Genomic DNA, 13956 nt, shown 5'->3' with positions numbered 1-13956 from the left:
GAAATCCGAACGTTGAAAATCAAGGCTTTGGCGATGCTCGATTTCGGCTTCTGGTCTCATGCCGATTCGGTATGGGGTAGTCGTTTCCGGCATTAGACTGCCCCTGCCCACGTCGCAATAGTTGCCGCCTTTTTCCTTGGCCCGAGCGCCAGAAATACTCGCTCGCGGTGTCCTTACAGAGGGGCCCGGAACGGAACATGCAGCCGCCCAGAAGCTTTCAAGCGCTCTGGAACGCGACTTTCCGTCAGGTGCCCGTGACCACTACAACAAAGGGTAATGACATGAAGAAGGCAAAACTGAGCCTCGCCTGGCAGATCGTCATCGGTCTGTTGCTGGGCGTTGCAGTCGGCGCGCTACTGAATCATTTCAGTGCAGAAAAGGCATGGTGGATCAGCAACGTCCTCCAGCCGGCCGGCGATATCTTCATTCGCCTGATCAAGATGATCGTCGTCCCGATCGTGATTTCGTCGCTGATCGTGGGCATCGCCGGGGTAGGCGACGCGAAGAAACTGGGCAGTATCGGCCTGAAGACCATCATCTACTTCGAGGTGGTGACCACCATCGCCATCGTCGTCGGCCTGGTGCTGGCCAACGTGTTCCACCCAGGCGCCGGCATCGACATGAGCACCCTGGGCACCGTCGACATCTCCAAGTACCAGGCCACCGCGGCCGAGGTGCAGCATGAGCACGCGTTCATCGAGACCCTGCTCAACCTGATCCCGTCGAATATCTTCGCGGCGTTGATGCGTGGCGAGATGCTGCCGATCATCTTCTTCTCGGTGATGTTCGGCATGGGCTTGTCGAGCCTGAACGCCGACCTGCGCGAGCCGCTGGTGCGTACCTTCCAGGGCGTGTCGGAGACCATGTTCAAGGTCACCCACATGATCATGAACTACGCGCCGATCGGTGTGTTCGCCCTGATCGCCGTGACTGTCGCCAACTTCGGCTTCAGCTCGCTGCTGCCGCTGGCCAAGCTGGTGCTGCTGGTGTACTTCGCCATCGCCTTCTTCGCCTTCATGGTGCTGGGCCTGGTAGCTCGCCTGTTCGGCTTCTCGGTGATCAAGATCATGCGCATCATGAAAGATGAGCTGATCCTCGCCTACTCCACCTCCAGCTCCGAGACCGTGCTGCCGCGCGTGATCGAGAAGATGGAGAAGTACGGTGCGCCGAAGTCGATCTGCTCGTTCGTGGTCCCGACCGGCTACTCGTTCAACCTCGACGGTTCGACCCTGTACCAGAGCATTGCGGCGATCTTCATCGCCCAGCTGTACGGCATCGACCTGTCCTGGAGCCAGCAGCTGCTGCTGGTGCTGACCCTGATGGTCACCTCCAAGGGTATCGCCGGCGTGCCGGGCGTATCGTTCGTGGTGCTGCTGGCCACCCTGGGCAGCGTGGGCATCCCGCTGGAAGGCCTGGCCTTCATCGCCGGTGTCGACCGCATCATGGACATGGCCCGTACCGCGCTGAACGTGGTCGGCAACGCCCTGGCCGCAGTGGTCATCGCCAAGTGGCAGGGTATGTACGACGCCGAGAAAGGCGAGGCGTACTACAAGTCGCTGGTGCTGGAAAAAGGCAAGAAAGAGGCCGTGGTGGCGGGCAAGACCGTCAACCAGTAAGCCGCTGAGCTGAACGAAGAGCCCCGACAAAGTCGGGGCTTTTTGCGGTCTGAAAGTTGACCGCGGCCGTGTTACCCACACTGGCCCCATCGCCGGCAAGCCGGCTCTCATACGGGTATCGCAAATCCCTGTGGGAGCCGGCTTGCCGGCGATGGGGTGCGAAGCGCCCCCAACAGCGCGTACGTTGATTGCGCTATCATTCGGGCATTTTTCACGGGGGAACACACGGATGCTCAACGGCCTCTGGCTCGGCTTTTTCCTGATTGCGGCCATCAGTGCCCTGGGCCAATGGCTGGTGGGCGGCAATGCCGGCATCTTCGCCGCGATGGTCGAGAGCATCTTCGCCATGGCCAAGCTCTCGGTAGAGGTGATGGTCCTGCTGTTCGGCACCCTGACCCTGTGGCTGGGTTTTCTCAAGATCGCCGAGAAGGCCGGTATCGTCGAATGGCTGGCCAAGGTCCTCGGGCCGTTGTTCGCCCGGCTGATGCCGGAGGTGCCGCCGGGTCACCCCGCCTTGGGCCTGATCACCATGAACTTCGCCGCCAACGGCCTGGGCTTGGACAACGCCGCCACGCCCATCGGCCTGAAGGCCATGCGTTCGCTGCAGGAGCTCAACCCCAGCAGCACCACGGCGAGCAACGCGCAGATCCTGTTCCTGGTACTCAATGCCTCGTCACTGACCCTGCTGCCGGTGACCATCTTCATGTACCGCGCCCAGCAAGGCGCGCCTGACCCGACCATGGTGTTCCTGCCGATCCTGCTGGCCACCAGTTGCTCGACCCTGGTCGGCCTGCTGTCGGTGGCGGTGATGCAGCGCCTGCGCCTGTGGGACCCGGTGGTGCTTGCCTACCTGATCCCCGGCGCGCTATTGCTGGGTGGCTTCATGGCCTTCCTTGGCACGTTGTCAGCGGCCGCGCTGGCCAGCCTGTCCTCGATCCTGGGCAACCTGACGCTGTTCGGCGTGATCATCCTGTTCCTGGTGATCGGCGCGTTGCGCCGGGTGCAGGTGTACGAGGCTTTTGTCGAGGGTGCCAAGGAGGGTTTCGACGTGGCCAAGGGGCTGTTGCCCTACCTGGTGGCGATGCTGGTGGCCGTGGGCGTGCTGCGCGCTTCGGGCGCCCTGGAGCTGGCCCTGGACGGCATTCGCCACGCGGTGACCTGGATGGGCCTGGATACGCGCTTCGTCGAGGGCCTGCCCACGGCGCTGGTCAAGCCGTTCTCCGGCAGTGCGGCGCGGGCGATGCTGATCGAGACCATGCAGACTCAGGGCGTGGACAGCTTCCCGGCGCTGGTGGCGGCGACCGTTCAGGGCAGCACCGAAACCACCTTCTACGTGCTGGCGGTGTACTTTGGCGCGGTGGGTATCCAGCGCGTGCGCCACGCGGTGGGTTGCGCGCTGCTGGCCGAGTTGTCCGGGGTGATCGCGGCGATCTTCGTCTGCTACTGGTTCTTCGCCTGAGCCTGGCTGACAGTCCAGTCGATCACCTGGCGCGCCAGCTGGTCGCTGGCCGTACCGAAGCCGGCGACCACTGCCGGCACTTGCTGGCTGCCTAGCGGCTGGCGTACCTCGAAGCGTTTACTTGCGAGAATGCGCTGGCTGCGGCCCTGCACCAGCCGTGCATCGTAGCGGATCACCACCTCCACTGCCCCGCCCGGGCGGTACTCGCTCTGGAACGCTTGCAGTTCGCCACCCAGCTCGTAGTCCGCCTGCAGGTTACTATCGTCGGCGCTCAGTCGCTGCACTCGGCCATCGCGCTGGAAGCCGTCGAGCAGGCGATTGCGCACCAGCATCGGCGTCGGATCGCTCCAGCGGGCGCCCTTGTAGCTGCTGATCACATCCCCCTGGGGAATGACCGCGATACGCGGTCCGGCCAGGGCTTCGCTGGCCAGTGGCTTGTTCAGGCGCAGCGACCAGTCCAGCGGCGCGGCACTGCGGGCGGTCTGGCTCACCGGCAGGCGATAGATATCCACAGGCTCTGACTGCGGCAGGATCGAGCAGGCCGTAGCCAGGCTCAGGGTGGAAACGAGTGCGGCCCGGCGCAGCGACAGCTTCATGGCTGGAACTCCTTGTTGTTGTCGCGGCCCAGCAGGTAGCCGCTGGGGTCGGCTTCCAGGCGCCGGGAGATGCCCTTGAGCGAGTTGAGGGTCTCGCGCAGTTCGCGGATTGCCGGGGCGATCTGGTTCAGGCCCTGGGCGCTGTCGTCCAGGGACTGGCGGTTGTCCTGCAGCAGGCTGTTGATGGTCGCCGTGCTTTCGGCCAGCGACTGCATGGCCTGCTCGGCGCTGCCGATGGCCTGCTTGCCCTGGGTGCCGAGCAGGCCATTGGCGTTGCGCATCAGGGCCTGGGTCTCGGCCAGGGTGGCATTGGCCTGCTTGCCGACCTGAGCCAGCTGTTCGATGGCCTCGGAAATCCCGCCCTTCTGGTTGGCGAAGGCGCCGGTGGTCTGCTCGAGGTTGGCCAAGGTATTGCTGAGGCGCTCGATATTGCTCGAAGAGAACATCTGGTTGGCGTTGTGCAGCAGCAGGTTGATGTTGGTCACCAGGTCGCTGCTGTCGTTGAGCAGGCGCGAGATTGGCGATGGCGAGGCGACGATTACCGGCAGCTTGCCGTCCTTGCCCTTGAGTTCCGGGCTTTGCGGCGTGCCGCCGCTGAGCTGGATGAACGAGTTGCCGGTCACCCCCGCCAGGGTCAGCTTGGCCTGGGTGTCCTCCTTGACCGGCGTGTCGCCGCTGAGGCGCACGCGAGCCAGGACCCGGCGCGGGTCCTTCGGGTCCAGGCGCAGGCTGCTGACATCACCGACCTTGATGCCGTTGTACTGCACCGGGCTGCCGCGGGACAGGCCCGAGACCGCCTCGTTGAACACCACTTCGTAGTCCTTGAAAGCGTCGTCGACACTGGACTTGGTCAGCCACAGGCCGAACAGCATGGCGCCCGCCACCACCAGCACGGTGACCAGGCCGATCAGGACATGATGAGCTCGGGTTTCCATCGTTCAGCGCTCCTGGCGGGCGCGCAGGGCGGCGTTTTCGGCCGCCCGGCCACGCGGGCCGTGAAAATATTCGTGAATCCAGGGATCAACGGTCTGCTCGACCTCGGCCAGGGGCCCGGCTACCAGCACCTTCTTCTGCGACAGCACCGCCACCCGGTCGGTAATGGTGTAGAGCGTGTCCAGGTCGTGGGTGATGAGGAACACCGACAAGCCCAGGGCGTCGCGCAGGGTGAGGATCAACTGGTCGAAGGCGGCGGCGCCGATCGGGTCGAGGCCGGCGGTGGGCTCGTCGAGGAACAGGATGTCCGGGTCCAGGGCCAGGGCGCGGGCCAGGGCGGCGCGCTTGATCATGCCGCCGGACAGCGAGGCCGGGTACTTGTCGGCGGCGCTGATCGGTAGCCCGGCCAACGCCAGCTTGACCCCGGCCAGGTGCTCGGCGTCGGCCCGCGACAGCCCGGCATGCTCGATCAGCGGCAGGGCGACGTTCTCGGTAACGGTCAGGGAGGAGAACAGCGCGCCCTTCTGGAACAGCACGCCGAAGCGGCGTTCGACCAGCGAACGCTGGTTTTCGTCGAGCGTGGCCAGGTTCTGGCCGAACACCTTGACCGTGCCTTCATTGGGCCGGCGCAGGCCGACGATGCTGCGCAGCAGCACCGACTTGCCGCTGCCCGAACCGCCGACCACGGCGAGGATCTCACCGCGGTACAGGTCCAGGTCGAGGTTCTCGTGCACGCTCTGGCTGCCGAAGCGGTTGCACAGGCCCCGGGCTTCGATCACCGCTTCAGTCACCAGCCCATCTCCATGAAGAACAGCGCGGCCACCGCGTCCAGCACGATGACCACGAAGATCGATTGCACCACGGCGGAGGTGGTGTGGGCGCCCACCGACTCGGCGCTGCCGCTGACCTTGAAGCCCTCCAGGCAGCCGATGGCGGCGATCAGGAAGGCAAAGAATGGCGCCTTTGCCATGCCCACGAGGAAATGCTGCACGCCGATGTCGCTCTGCAGCAGCGAGAGGAACATGGCAGGCGAGATGTCCAGGGTCAGGGCGCAGACCACCGCGCCACCGATCATGCCGCAGAGCATCGCGACGAAGGTCAGCAATGGCAATGCGATCAACAGTGCAAGCACCCGGGGCACAACCAGCAGCTCGATGGGGTTCAGGCCCAGGGTGCGGATGGCGTCGATCTCCTCGTTGGCCTTCATCGAGCCGATCTGCGCGGTGAACGCGCTGGCGGTGCGCCCGGCCATGAGGATGGCGGTCAGCAGCACGGCGAACTCGCGCAGGAAGGAGAACGCCACCAGGTCGACGGTGAAGATCGTCGCACCGAAGTCGGCCAGCACCGTGGCGCCCAGGAAGGCCACAACGGCGCCGACCAGAAAGGTCAGCAAGGCGACGATGGGCGCGGCGTCCAGGCCGGTCTGCTCGAGGTGCGCGACCACCGGGGTGACTCGCCAGCGATGCGGCTGGAACAGGCGCAGGAACAAGGTCTGCAGGATCAGGCCGATGAAACCCAGCACCTGGGTGGTGTCCTGCCACAGCTGGTGGACGGCGCGGCCGATGCGCGCCAGCAGGAGCAGCAGCACTGGCTGCTCCGGTTCCTTGACCGGGATGCAGTAGTCTTGCACCGAGCAATAGACGTTCTTCAGCAAGGCCCGGCTGGCGTCGGGGAGTTCGTCGCTGCAGCGCGACAGGCGTTCGGAGCCCAGCAGTTCGGCCAGCAGCGAGGCACCGGCGGTGTCCAGGCGGCCCAGCTGGCTGAGGTCGACCTGGGTGTCATCGCCGTACTGGCTGCCCAGGCGCTCGCATTCGCGCTTGAGCTCGGCGTAGTGGGCCAGGGTCCAGTCGCCGACGATGCGCAGGCGGGTGGGCTGCTGCTCGGTGTCCAGGGTAGCGCTCGGGGCGGTCATAGGCTCCATGCATCTGACTGGTGAATCGGCGACTCAGATCATAGCCCATCACGGGGCAGGCCCGCTCCCACCAGAATCATGGCGTGGGAGCGGCGGTGCGCCGATGCGACTTGCCCGGCGATCTTGTCAGGATTCGACCACCCTGAACCGCAACACCCCGATCACCTGCCCGTCCTCGGTCAGCACCCTCACCTGCCACTTGCCCACGGGATTCGGTGGGAAGTTCTGCTTGTGGGTCCAGGCGCGGTAGCCCTCCTTGCGCCCGCCGTGGATGTCCAGGGCGATGCGGTCGACCTCTTTGCCGTCAAGCTGCCACACATGGTAGATGCGCTCGTTCAGGCCGCGCGGCGCGTTGATGGCGGTGTAGGCATACAGCCCGCCACTGCGGATGCGGCTGGCTGCTACTTCCTCCAGCGACGCGCCTGGCTGGCGGTTGAGCACCTCGGTGCTGATCGCCACGTCGGTCATCCACAGCGTGGCCGGCGGCACCCAGGAGCGCAGCAGCCAGCCGCCGCCGCCCACCGCCAGGGTCACCAGCACCAGCGCTACGCCACGGCGCCAGTTGTTGATCGGGAAGCTGCTGGCCAGGCTTGGGAACGACAGCGCCATGGCGGCGATCAGCGCAAGCTTGAAGCTCTGCGCGGTGGTCAGGTGAAGGATGATCGGCAGCGCCGTGAGCATGGCCGCGAACAGCGTCAGGGTATGCAGCGCCAGGAACAGCCAGCGCCGCGGCGCCAGCCACTTGTGGTACAGCGGGTCGATGATCGAGATCAGCCCCGCGGCACCGAGCAGGCCGGTGAACACCAGCTGGCCGCTGTTCCAGGTGGTGGTGATGAAGAAGAACGGCAGGACGAAGAACAGGCTTTCCTGGTGAATCATCTGCGTCGCGAAGCGCAGCAGCGGTTGTGGGATCTCGCGCTTGAAGGTGCGGGCGAACAGTTCGGTGAGGGTGTTCTCCAGCATCAGCCAGACCCAGCTGACCAGCATCGCGATGGCGATCCATCTGGCCAGGCCGGCCTGGCGGTCGACCAGGATGAAGCTGCCGATCCCCGAGACGAAGCCGTAGAGCGCAATGATGCCGGGGTAGCGCTTGAGCAGCTCGATGATGCGCAGGATAAAGCTGGGGAGTGGGGGCATGGGGCAAGCAACAGGGAGCGGTGGATGGCTGTGCCAGCTTCATCGCGGGGCAAGCCTGCTCCCACGCATGAGTCGGCGTGGGAGCGGGCTTGCCCCGCGATGAGCGCTAGCGAACGGCTTACAGGATACCGCCGAATCAAGGCGCCCGTGTAGCACCGCTGGGCTTGGTGTGTGGCCGACGGCGACGGATCAACCCGACCGCCAGTATCAGCCCCAACAACAACGCCACCAGCCCATACAACTCGTCATAGCCCAGCAACGGCTTCTCGATACGCAGGTAACCAGGCTCCTTGAGCAGCTCGCGCAGCGCCGCATCGGCCTGTTTCAGGCTGACCTGGCGAAGTTCTCGCACCGGGTCGGTGAAGCGCCCGTCTTCGTAGGCGTTGAGCGCCCCCCAGTAGTAGTCGGCGAGCGCCGCGTTGCCCTGGGTGGTCCAGCTCTCCCGGGCAATCGCTGCCTCCTTGATGCGGGCGAAGGTGTCCGGGTCCAGGCCATGCTTGCGCAGGTGGTCGAACAACTGCTCGAGTACCTTGAGTGCCTTGTCGAGGTCCTGGCGCTCGAGGTCGGCATTCAGGCTGAGCAGCCCGCTGTCGCCAAAGCTCTCGCGTTGCGCCGATGGCCCGTATGACAGCCCGTGGCGCAGGCGCAACTGGTCGTACAGCGCCCAGTCCAGGTAGCGCGACAGCAGCTCGAGGGTCTGGTCGTGCCCCTCCTCCAGGGTCGGCTCGATGAACAGCCAGTGCAGCTTGACGTTGTCGCCCAGCCAGCCGCGGGTCAGGTCGCGACGCGGCTCGGCCTGCTGGCTGATACTTTCGAGGTTGCGGCGTTCTTCGGGCTCGGTCGCCGGCAGCTCGCCGAAGGTGCGTTCCAGATAGGCCGGCAGCAGGCGGTCGAGGCCGCCGACGACGATCAGCGACATGTTGTTGGCCACATACCAGTGCTCGCGCAACTGCTGGACCTGCTCCAGTGTCATGTCGTCGAGGTTGGAGCGTTCCGGGCATTTCAGGCCCAGCTCGGTGGCCAGCTGGTCACTGGCCGGATGGCCGATGTCCTGGCGATCGAGCCAGCGTTGCAGGCGGCCATAATGGCCACCGTCCTCGCGCTCGATGATCTTTTTCGCGGTGGCCAGCGCCTTGGCGTCGATGTGGGTATCGCGGACCACCGCCAGCAGCAGGTCGAGCACCTTGCGCTGGTTGCGCGCCGGGGCCTCGATGACGAAGGTGGTATCGGCGCTGCTGGTAAAGGCGTTCCACTCCCCGCCCAGGGCCTGGATGCGCTCCTCCAGGCCGCCCTCGCCCGTCTCGTCGATACCGCTGAACAGCAGGTGTTCGAGCAGGTGCGGCAGCTCGCGCTGGTCACAGTCGAAGTCGTCCAGGCCCACGCCCACCACCAGGCGGATCGACACATGATCGCGCTCGTAGCCGGACTTGAGGATCACCTGCAGGCCGTTGGGCAGCAGGTAGCCCTCGACCCGCGAGCGGTCGAGGGCGAGCGTGGGCAGGCTGCAGATCAGCAGGCAAACGAACAACAGGCAACGCATAGGCGAGCTTCGGTCTCCGGGGTGTCGTGGCTCAAGGCTGGCGGGCTTCGTCCGGCACGCTGTCGAGCATCAGCCCGCCGGTATCGGTGCCGCCCAGTACCACATAGGCACTGCTGCAGAACAAAGAGTTCAAACGCTTCATGTCGGCAATGAGCTCCAAGTGTAGCGAACTGGTCTCGATACTCTGCACCACTTTACGTTGCAGGCGGCTGACATGGGCGTGGGCCAGGCGCCGCTCCTGGGCGCGGAAGCGACGTTTCTCGCGCAGCAACTGGTGCGCGCTCTGCGGGTCGGCGCTGAGGAACACCGACAGGCCCAGGCGCAGGTTCGCCAGCAATTGCTCCTGCAGGCCGGTCAACTCCTCCAGGCCGACCTGGGAAAACTCCCGGCGCTGCGAGGTCTTCTGCTGCTGCACCTTGCGCAGCATGCGCTCGATCAGGTCGCTGGCCAGCTTGAGGTTGATCGCCACCTCGATGATCTCTGCCCAGCGCCGGTTTTCCTGTTCGGCGAGGTCTTCACGGGGCATCTGCGCCAGGTACAGCTTGATGGCGTTGTACAGTGCCTCGGCATCCTCCCCGAGGGCCCGAACCTGTTGCGGCAAGGCCGTCTGGGTACCGCGCAGGGCGCCGAGCATGGCCTCGAGCAGGCTGTCGACGATATCGCCCAGGCGCAGGGTCTCGCGCACGGCGTTGACCAGCGCCAGGCTGGGGGTGTTCAACGCGGTCGGGTCCAGGTGGCGTGGCTGGTGGTGGCCATTGCCGTTGTCGCGTTCGGGCAGCAGGTAGCCGCACAGGCGGCCCATGGGTTTGACCGTCGGCAGCATCAGCAGGCAGCGCAAGGTGTTGTAGAGCAGGTGGAAGCCGATCACCAGCTCCTGCGGGCTGAAACTCAGGCTGTCCATCCAGGCCACCAGCGGGTGCAGCACCGGGATGATCAGCAGCAGGCCGATCACCTTGTACAACAGGCTGCCCAGCGCCACCCGGCGCCCGGCGCTGTTCTGCAGGCTGGTGGTAAGGAAGGCGAGCAGGCCGCTGCCGATGTTGGCGCCGATCACCAGGCCGATGGCCACCGGCAGGCTGATTACCTCGGCGCCCGCCAGGGTGGCGGTGAGCAGCACGGCGGCCAGGCTGGAGTAGGAGATCATGGCGAACAGCGCGCCGATCAGGGCATCGAGGAGGATATCGCCGGTGAGCGAGGCGAACAGCACCTTCACCCCTTGGGCGTGGGTGATCGGCGCGGCGGCGTGGACGATCAGCTGCAACGCCAGGATGATCAGGCCCAGGCCGATGCCGACGCGGCCCAGCTGGCCGGCGCGGGTCTGCTTGCGCGAGAGGAAGAAGATCACCCCGAGGAAGATCAGCAGCGGCGACAGCCAGGACAGGTCGAAGGTCAGCACCCGCGCCATCAGTGCGGTCCCGACGTCGGCGCCGAGCATGATCGCCAGGGCCGGGGTCATGGCCATCAGGCCCTGGCCGACGAACGAGGTGACCAGCATGGCGGTGGCGTTGCTGCTCTGCACCATGGCGGTGACCAGGATCCCGGCGATGAAGGCCAGCGGACGCTTGTTCATGTTCTGGCCGAGCACGCGGCGCAGGTTCGAGCCATAGACCCGCAGGATGCCGGTACGCACGATATGGGTGCCCCACACCAGCAACGCCACGGCGGAGAGCAGGTTGAGCAGGGTCAGCATGGTCGGGCCCCCTTTTCTTCTATGCCCCTGGGCGGGGCCAATGGGTGCAGCGGTGAGCCTGGCCCGGGGGTGGGCTGTTTTTTCCAGTGCTCACTGAAGCTTTAGTTGTTTTGCCTGGCTGGCGCCAGCTTGGCATGGGTGAAACGTATTTGAAACATGCTCTGGCCTCATCGTCGGCAACAAAAAAGGCCCCGAAGGGCCCTTTTGCTACCGCGCTTCCTGGGGTTATTGACCCGGGATGTCCTTGCGCAGTTTCACTGGATCGTGTTCCTTGCCCTTCTTGCGTGCCATCGCCGTGCGCATGCGGATGTTGATCGCCTCCACCGCCAGCGAGAAAGCCATGGCGAAGTAGACATAGCCCTTGGGCACATGCACATCGAAGGACTCGGCGATCAACACCGTACCGACGACGATCAGGAACGAAAGTGCGAGCATCTTCAGCGATGGATGCTTGTCGATGAAATCGCTGATGGTGCCGGCGCAGAGCATCATCACCAGCACGGCGACGATGATCGCGGCGATCATCACCGGCACGTGGGAGACCATGCCCACCGCGGTGATCACCGAGTCCAGCGAGAACACGATGTCGATGATGGCGATCTGGATGATGGTGTAGAAGAACTTGCCGCCCGAGCCTTTCGGCTCGTCCGCGCTCTCGTCCTCGCCTTCCAGGCCGTGGTAGATCTCCTGGGAGCTTTTCCACAAGAGGAACAGGCCGCCGAAGAACAGGATCAGGTCGCGCCCGGAGATACCCTCGCCCAGCACATGGAAGAGGTCGTCGGTCAGGCGCATGACCCAGGTGATCGACAGCAGCAGCATGATCCGCGTGACCATGGCCAGGGCCAGGCCGAAGATCCGCGTGCGCGGTTGCATGTGCTTGGGCATGCGGCTGACCAGGATCGAGATCATGATGATGTTGTCGATCCCGAGCACGATCTCAAGCGCGGTGAGGGTGAAAAAGGCAACCCAGATTTCCGGGCTGGTCAGCCATTCCATGTGTATTCCTTCGAGCGGTAAAGGCAAAGCGCCCTGATGGCGGGCGCTTTGCGGTTGGATGAGGCGCTTGTCTTACAGACTGCTGAACAGCGGGAAAGTCCCCAGTGCCAGTGCGCCGAACATTATGCACAGGCACACCAGCACTGCCCACTTGAGGGTGAAGCGTTGGTGGTCGCCGAACTCGATGCCGGCCAGGGCCACCAGCAGGTAGGTGGAGGGTACCAGTGGGCTGAGCAGGTGTACCGGCTGCCCGACGATCGACGCGCGGGCCATTTCCACCGGGGTGACGCCGTAGTGGCTGGCGAACTCCGACAGCACCGGCAGCACGCCGTAGTAGAAGGCGTCGTTGGACATGAAGAAGGTGAACGGCATGCTGACCAGTGCGGTGATCACCGCCATGTAGGGGCCGAACGCTTCCGGGATCACCGCCAGCAGGCTCTTGGACATGGCATCGACCATGCCGGTCCCCGACAGGATGCCGGTGAAGATGCCAGCGGCGAAGATCAGCCCGCTCACGGCCAGCACGCTGGAGGCGTGGGCGGCGATGCGGTCCTTCTGCTGCTGCAGGCACGGGTAGTTGACGATCATGGCGATGCTGAAGGCGATCATGAACAGCACCGGCAGGGGCAGCACGCCGGCGATCAGCGCGACCATCAGCGCGGCGGTCAGGGCGCCGTTGAACCACAGCAGCTTGGGCCGGCGGGCTTCCGGGAACTGCGACACGCTGATTTCGCTGTGGTCGATGTCGTCGGTCGGCAGGTGCAGTTCACCGAGGCGGGCACGTTCGCGCAGGCCGTACCAGTAGGCGATGGCGAGGATCGCCAGTACACCGAAGGCCATGGCCGGGATCATCGGCACGAAGATGTCAGAAGGGTCCACGTGCAGGGCGCTGGCGGCGCGCGCGGTAGGGCCGCCCCATGGGGTCATGTTCATCACCCCGCCAGCGAGGATGATCAGGCCGGCCATGATCCGCGGGCTCATCCCCAGGCGGCTGTACATCGGCAGCATGGCGGCGCAGCAGATCATGTAGGTGGTGGCGCCGTCACCGTCCAGGGACACCACCAGGGCCAGCACCGCGGTGCCGACCGAAACTTTCAGCGGGTCGCCCTTGACCAGCTTGAGGATCTTGCGCACGGCTGGGTCGAACAGGCCGGAGTCGATCATCAAGGCGAAGTAGAGAATGGCGAACATCAGCATCACGCCAGTGGGCGCGAGCTTGCTGATGCCCTGCAGCATCATCGGGCCGATGTCGCTGTAGAAGCCGCCGAACAGGGCGAACAGGATCGGTACCAGGATCAGCGCGATCAAGGCCGACAGGCGCTTGGTCATGATCAGGTACATGAAGGTGATGACCATGGCGAAGCCGAGGAAGGTCAGCATGGCGGTACTCCAGGCGTGGCGCGGCGAAAGGAAGGACGATTCGGGCGGATCAGCGCGTCAGGCGCTGCGCGAGGAGCAGGCGGAGGGGGACTGCGAAAAGGCGGGCACAGGAAAACATCAGAATCACCATTGTTGTTGTTGATTGGGCCGGGCGCGGAAGTTTCCGGGTGCCCTGGCTGACCGGTCTGCTGCCGGTGGTGGCGCTATCCTATGTGGGCAAGCTTTCAGCCAGCTTTCGCCCGGTGCAAGGCGACGGGAGGTCATTTCGATGGTGGATGTCGTGGAAGGCGGGTGCCATTGCGGTGCCCTGCGTTATCGCTTGTCGGGCGCCCTGAGCGATGTCGCCCATTGCCATTGCTCGATCTGCCGGCGGGTCAGTGGGGGCACTCTGGTGACCTGGGTCACCCTGCCCTTCGAGGCTTTCCAGTGGTTGGCGGGCTCACCGCAGCGCTACATGGCGCCGGAAACCTGTAGCCGTTATTTCTGTGGCAGTTGTGGGGCGCACGTGGCGCTGGTGACGGCCCATAGCCCGGATTCGATCGATGTGACCGTGGCGACGCTGGATCACCCGGAGCGGGTTCCGGCCAATCGGCATATCTGGGTGGGGAGCCGGTTGCCATGGTTGCAGGTGGATCAGGGGTTGCCGGAGGAAGACGAGGAAAACCTGTAGGGTATTGTGCTGCCTCTTCTGGCCCTA

12 protein-coding genes are annotated in these 13956 nt (G+C 64.9%); 3 read left to right on the top strand and 9 right to left on the bottom strand.

Annotation, left to right across the window (positions count from 1 at the left end; genetic code table 11):
* Nucleotides 1-281 precede the first annotated feature (281 nt).
* Complete coding sequence (gene gltP / locus ACQ4OD_RS23540; protein ID WP_023629390.1) at nucleotides 282-1616, top strand: glutamate/aspartate:proton symporter GltP; 1335 nt, start codon at nucleotides 282-284, stop codon at nucleotides 1614-1616.
* Nucleotides 1617-1845: 229 nt separating this feature from the next.
* Nucleotides 1846-3075 carry a nucleoside recognition domain-containing protein gene (locus tag ACQ4OD_RS23535; protein ID WP_110696991.1) on the top strand — a complete coding sequence of 410 codons (1230 nt, stop codon included), beginning with the start codon at nucleotides 1846-1848 and terminating at the stop codon, nucleotides 3073-3075.
* Here the strand turns inward: ACQ4OD_RS23535 and ACQ4OD_RS23530 are convergent.
* From ACQ4OD_RS23530 to ACQ4OD_RS23490, 9 genes are all read right to left on the bottom strand, one after another.
* Nucleotides 3057-3671 (bottom strand): ABC-type transport auxiliary lipoprotein family protein, encoded by a 615-nt coding sequence (locus tag ACQ4OD_RS23530; protein WP_139674588.1) that lies wholly within the window; start codon nucleotides 3669-3671, stop codon nucleotides 3057-3059. The two genes, ACQ4OD_RS23535 and ACQ4OD_RS23530, sit on opposite strands and share 19 nt — an antisense overlap.
* Nucleotides 3668-4606, bottom strand: a complete 939-nt coding sequence (locus tag ACQ4OD_RS23525; protein ID WP_258599666.1) for an MlaD family protein — start codon at nucleotides 4604-4606, stop codon at nucleotides 3668-3670. The genes ACQ4OD_RS23530 and ACQ4OD_RS23525 overlap by 4 nt, the downstream gene beginning before the upstream one ends.
* Before the next feature lie 3 nt (nucleotides 4607-4609).
* The gene (locus tag ACQ4OD_RS23520) at nucleotides 4610-5395 is read right to left on the bottom strand and encodes an ABC transporter ATP-binding protein (protein ID WP_430945017.1); all 786 of its coding nucleotides are present in this window, start codon (nucleotides 5393-5395) and stop codon (nucleotides 4610-4612) included.
* A complete protein-coding gene (locus tag ACQ4OD_RS23515) occupies nucleotides 5392-6525 on the bottom strand; it encodes an ABC transporter permease (RefSeq protein WP_139674579.1) in 1134 nt (377 codons plus the stop codon). Before ACQ4OD_RS23515 ends, ACQ4OD_RS23520 begins: the two co-directional genes overlap by 4 nt.
* Before the next feature lie 117 nt (nucleotides 6526-6642).
* On the bottom strand, nucleotides 6643-7653 hold the full coding sequence (locus ACQ4OD_RS23510; RefSeq protein WP_111531942.1) for a DUF5924 family protein: 1011 nt from the start codon (nucleotides 7651-7653) through the stop codon (nucleotides 6643-6645).
* 136 nt (nucleotides 7654-7789) lie between these two features.
* Nucleotides 7790-9193 carry a M16 family metallopeptidase gene (locus ACQ4OD_RS23505; RefSeq protein WP_198755875.1) on the bottom strand — a complete coding sequence of 468 codons (1404 nt, stop codon included), beginning with the start codon at nucleotides 9191-9193 and terminating at the stop codon, nucleotides 7790-7792.
* Nucleotides 9194-9224: 31 nt separating this feature from the next.
* Nucleotides 9225-10883 (bottom strand): Na/Pi cotransporter family protein, encoded by a 1659-nt coding sequence (locus tag ACQ4OD_RS23500; RefSeq protein WP_102683030.1) that lies wholly within the window; start codon nucleotides 10881-10883, stop codon nucleotides 9225-9227.
* A 225-nt stretch (nucleotides 10884-11108) separates the two neighbouring features.
* On the bottom strand, nucleotides 11109-11879 hold the full coding sequence (locus tag ACQ4OD_RS23495; protein ID WP_102683031.1) for a TerC family protein: 771 nt from the start codon (nucleotides 11877-11879) through the stop codon (nucleotides 11109-11111).
* A 72-nt stretch (nucleotides 11880-11951) separates the two neighbouring features.
* The gene (locus ACQ4OD_RS23490) at nucleotides 11952-13259 is read right to left on the bottom strand and encodes a CitMHS family transporter (protein WP_046853643.1); all 1308 of its coding nucleotides are present in this window, start codon (nucleotides 13257-13259) and stop codon (nucleotides 11952-11954) included.
* 268 nt (nucleotides 13260-13527) lie between these two features.
* Here ACQ4OD_RS23490 and ACQ4OD_RS23485 point away from each other — a divergent pair, with 268 nt between their 5' ends.
* A complete protein-coding gene (locus tag ACQ4OD_RS23485; RefSeq protein ID WP_430945016.1) occupies nucleotides 13528-13929 on the top strand; it encodes a GFA family protein in 402 nt (133 codons plus the stop codon).
* Nucleotides 13930-13956: the final 27 nt, after the last annotated feature.

Source organism: Pseudomonas sp. WC1 (genome assembly GCF_050586565.1).
GTDB lineage: Bacteria > Pseudomonadota > Gammaproteobacteria > Pseudomonadales > Pseudomonadaceae > Aquipseudomonas.
Note: the sequence above shows the minus strand (reverse complement) of the source record. Positions and strands in the feature narration are given on the sequence as shown.

What these genes read in the sequence shown, in the direction of transcription:
- gltP (WP_023629390.1), top strand. Translation starts at nt 282, where the DNA reads ATGAAGAAGGCAAAACTGAGCCTCGCCTGGCAGATCGTCATCGGTCTG.
- ACQ4OD_RS23535 (WP_110696991.1), top strand. Translation starts at nt 1,846, where the DNA reads ATGCTCAACGGCCTCTGGCTCGGCTTTTTCCTGATTGCGGCCATCAGT.
- ACQ4OD_RS23530 (WP_139674588.1), bottom strand. Translation starts at nt 3,671, where the DNA reads ATGAAGCTGTCGCTGCGCCGGGCCGCACTCGTTTCCACCCTGAGCCTG.
- ACQ4OD_RS23525 (WP_258599666.1), bottom strand. Translation starts at nt 4,606, where the DNA reads ATGGAAACCCGAGCTCATCATGTCCTGATCGGCCTGGTCACCGTGCTG.
- ACQ4OD_RS23515 (WP_139674579.1), bottom strand. Translation starts at nt 6,525, where the DNA reads ATGGAGCCTATGACCGCCCCGAGCGCTACCCTGGACACCGAGCAGCAG.
- ACQ4OD_RS23510 (WP_111531942.1), bottom strand. Translation starts at nt 7,653, where the DNA reads ATGCCCCCACTCCCCAGCTTTATCCTGCGCATCATCGAGCTGCTCAAG.
- ACQ4OD_RS23505 (WP_198755875.1), bottom strand. Translation starts at nt 9,193, where the DNA reads ATGCGTTGCCTGTTGTTCGTTTGCCTGCTGATCTGCAGCCTGCCCACG.
- ACQ4OD_RS23500 (WP_102683030.1), bottom strand. Translation starts at nt 10,883, where the DNA reads ATGCTGACCCTGCTCAACCTGCTCTCCGCCGTGGCGTTGCTGGTGTGG.
- ACQ4OD_RS23495 (WP_102683031.1), bottom strand. Translation starts at nt 11,879, where the DNA reads ATGGAATGGCTGACCAGCCCGGAAATCTGGGTTGCCTTTTTCACCCTC.
- ACQ4OD_RS23490 (WP_046853643.1), bottom strand. Translation starts at nt 13,259, where the DNA reads ATGCTGACCTTCCTCGGCTTCGCCATGGTCATCACCTTCATGTACCTG.
- ACQ4OD_RS23485 (WP_430945016.1), top strand. Translation starts at nt 13,528, where the DNA reads ATGGTGGATGTCGTGGAAGGCGGGTGCCATTGCGGTGCCCTGCGTTAT.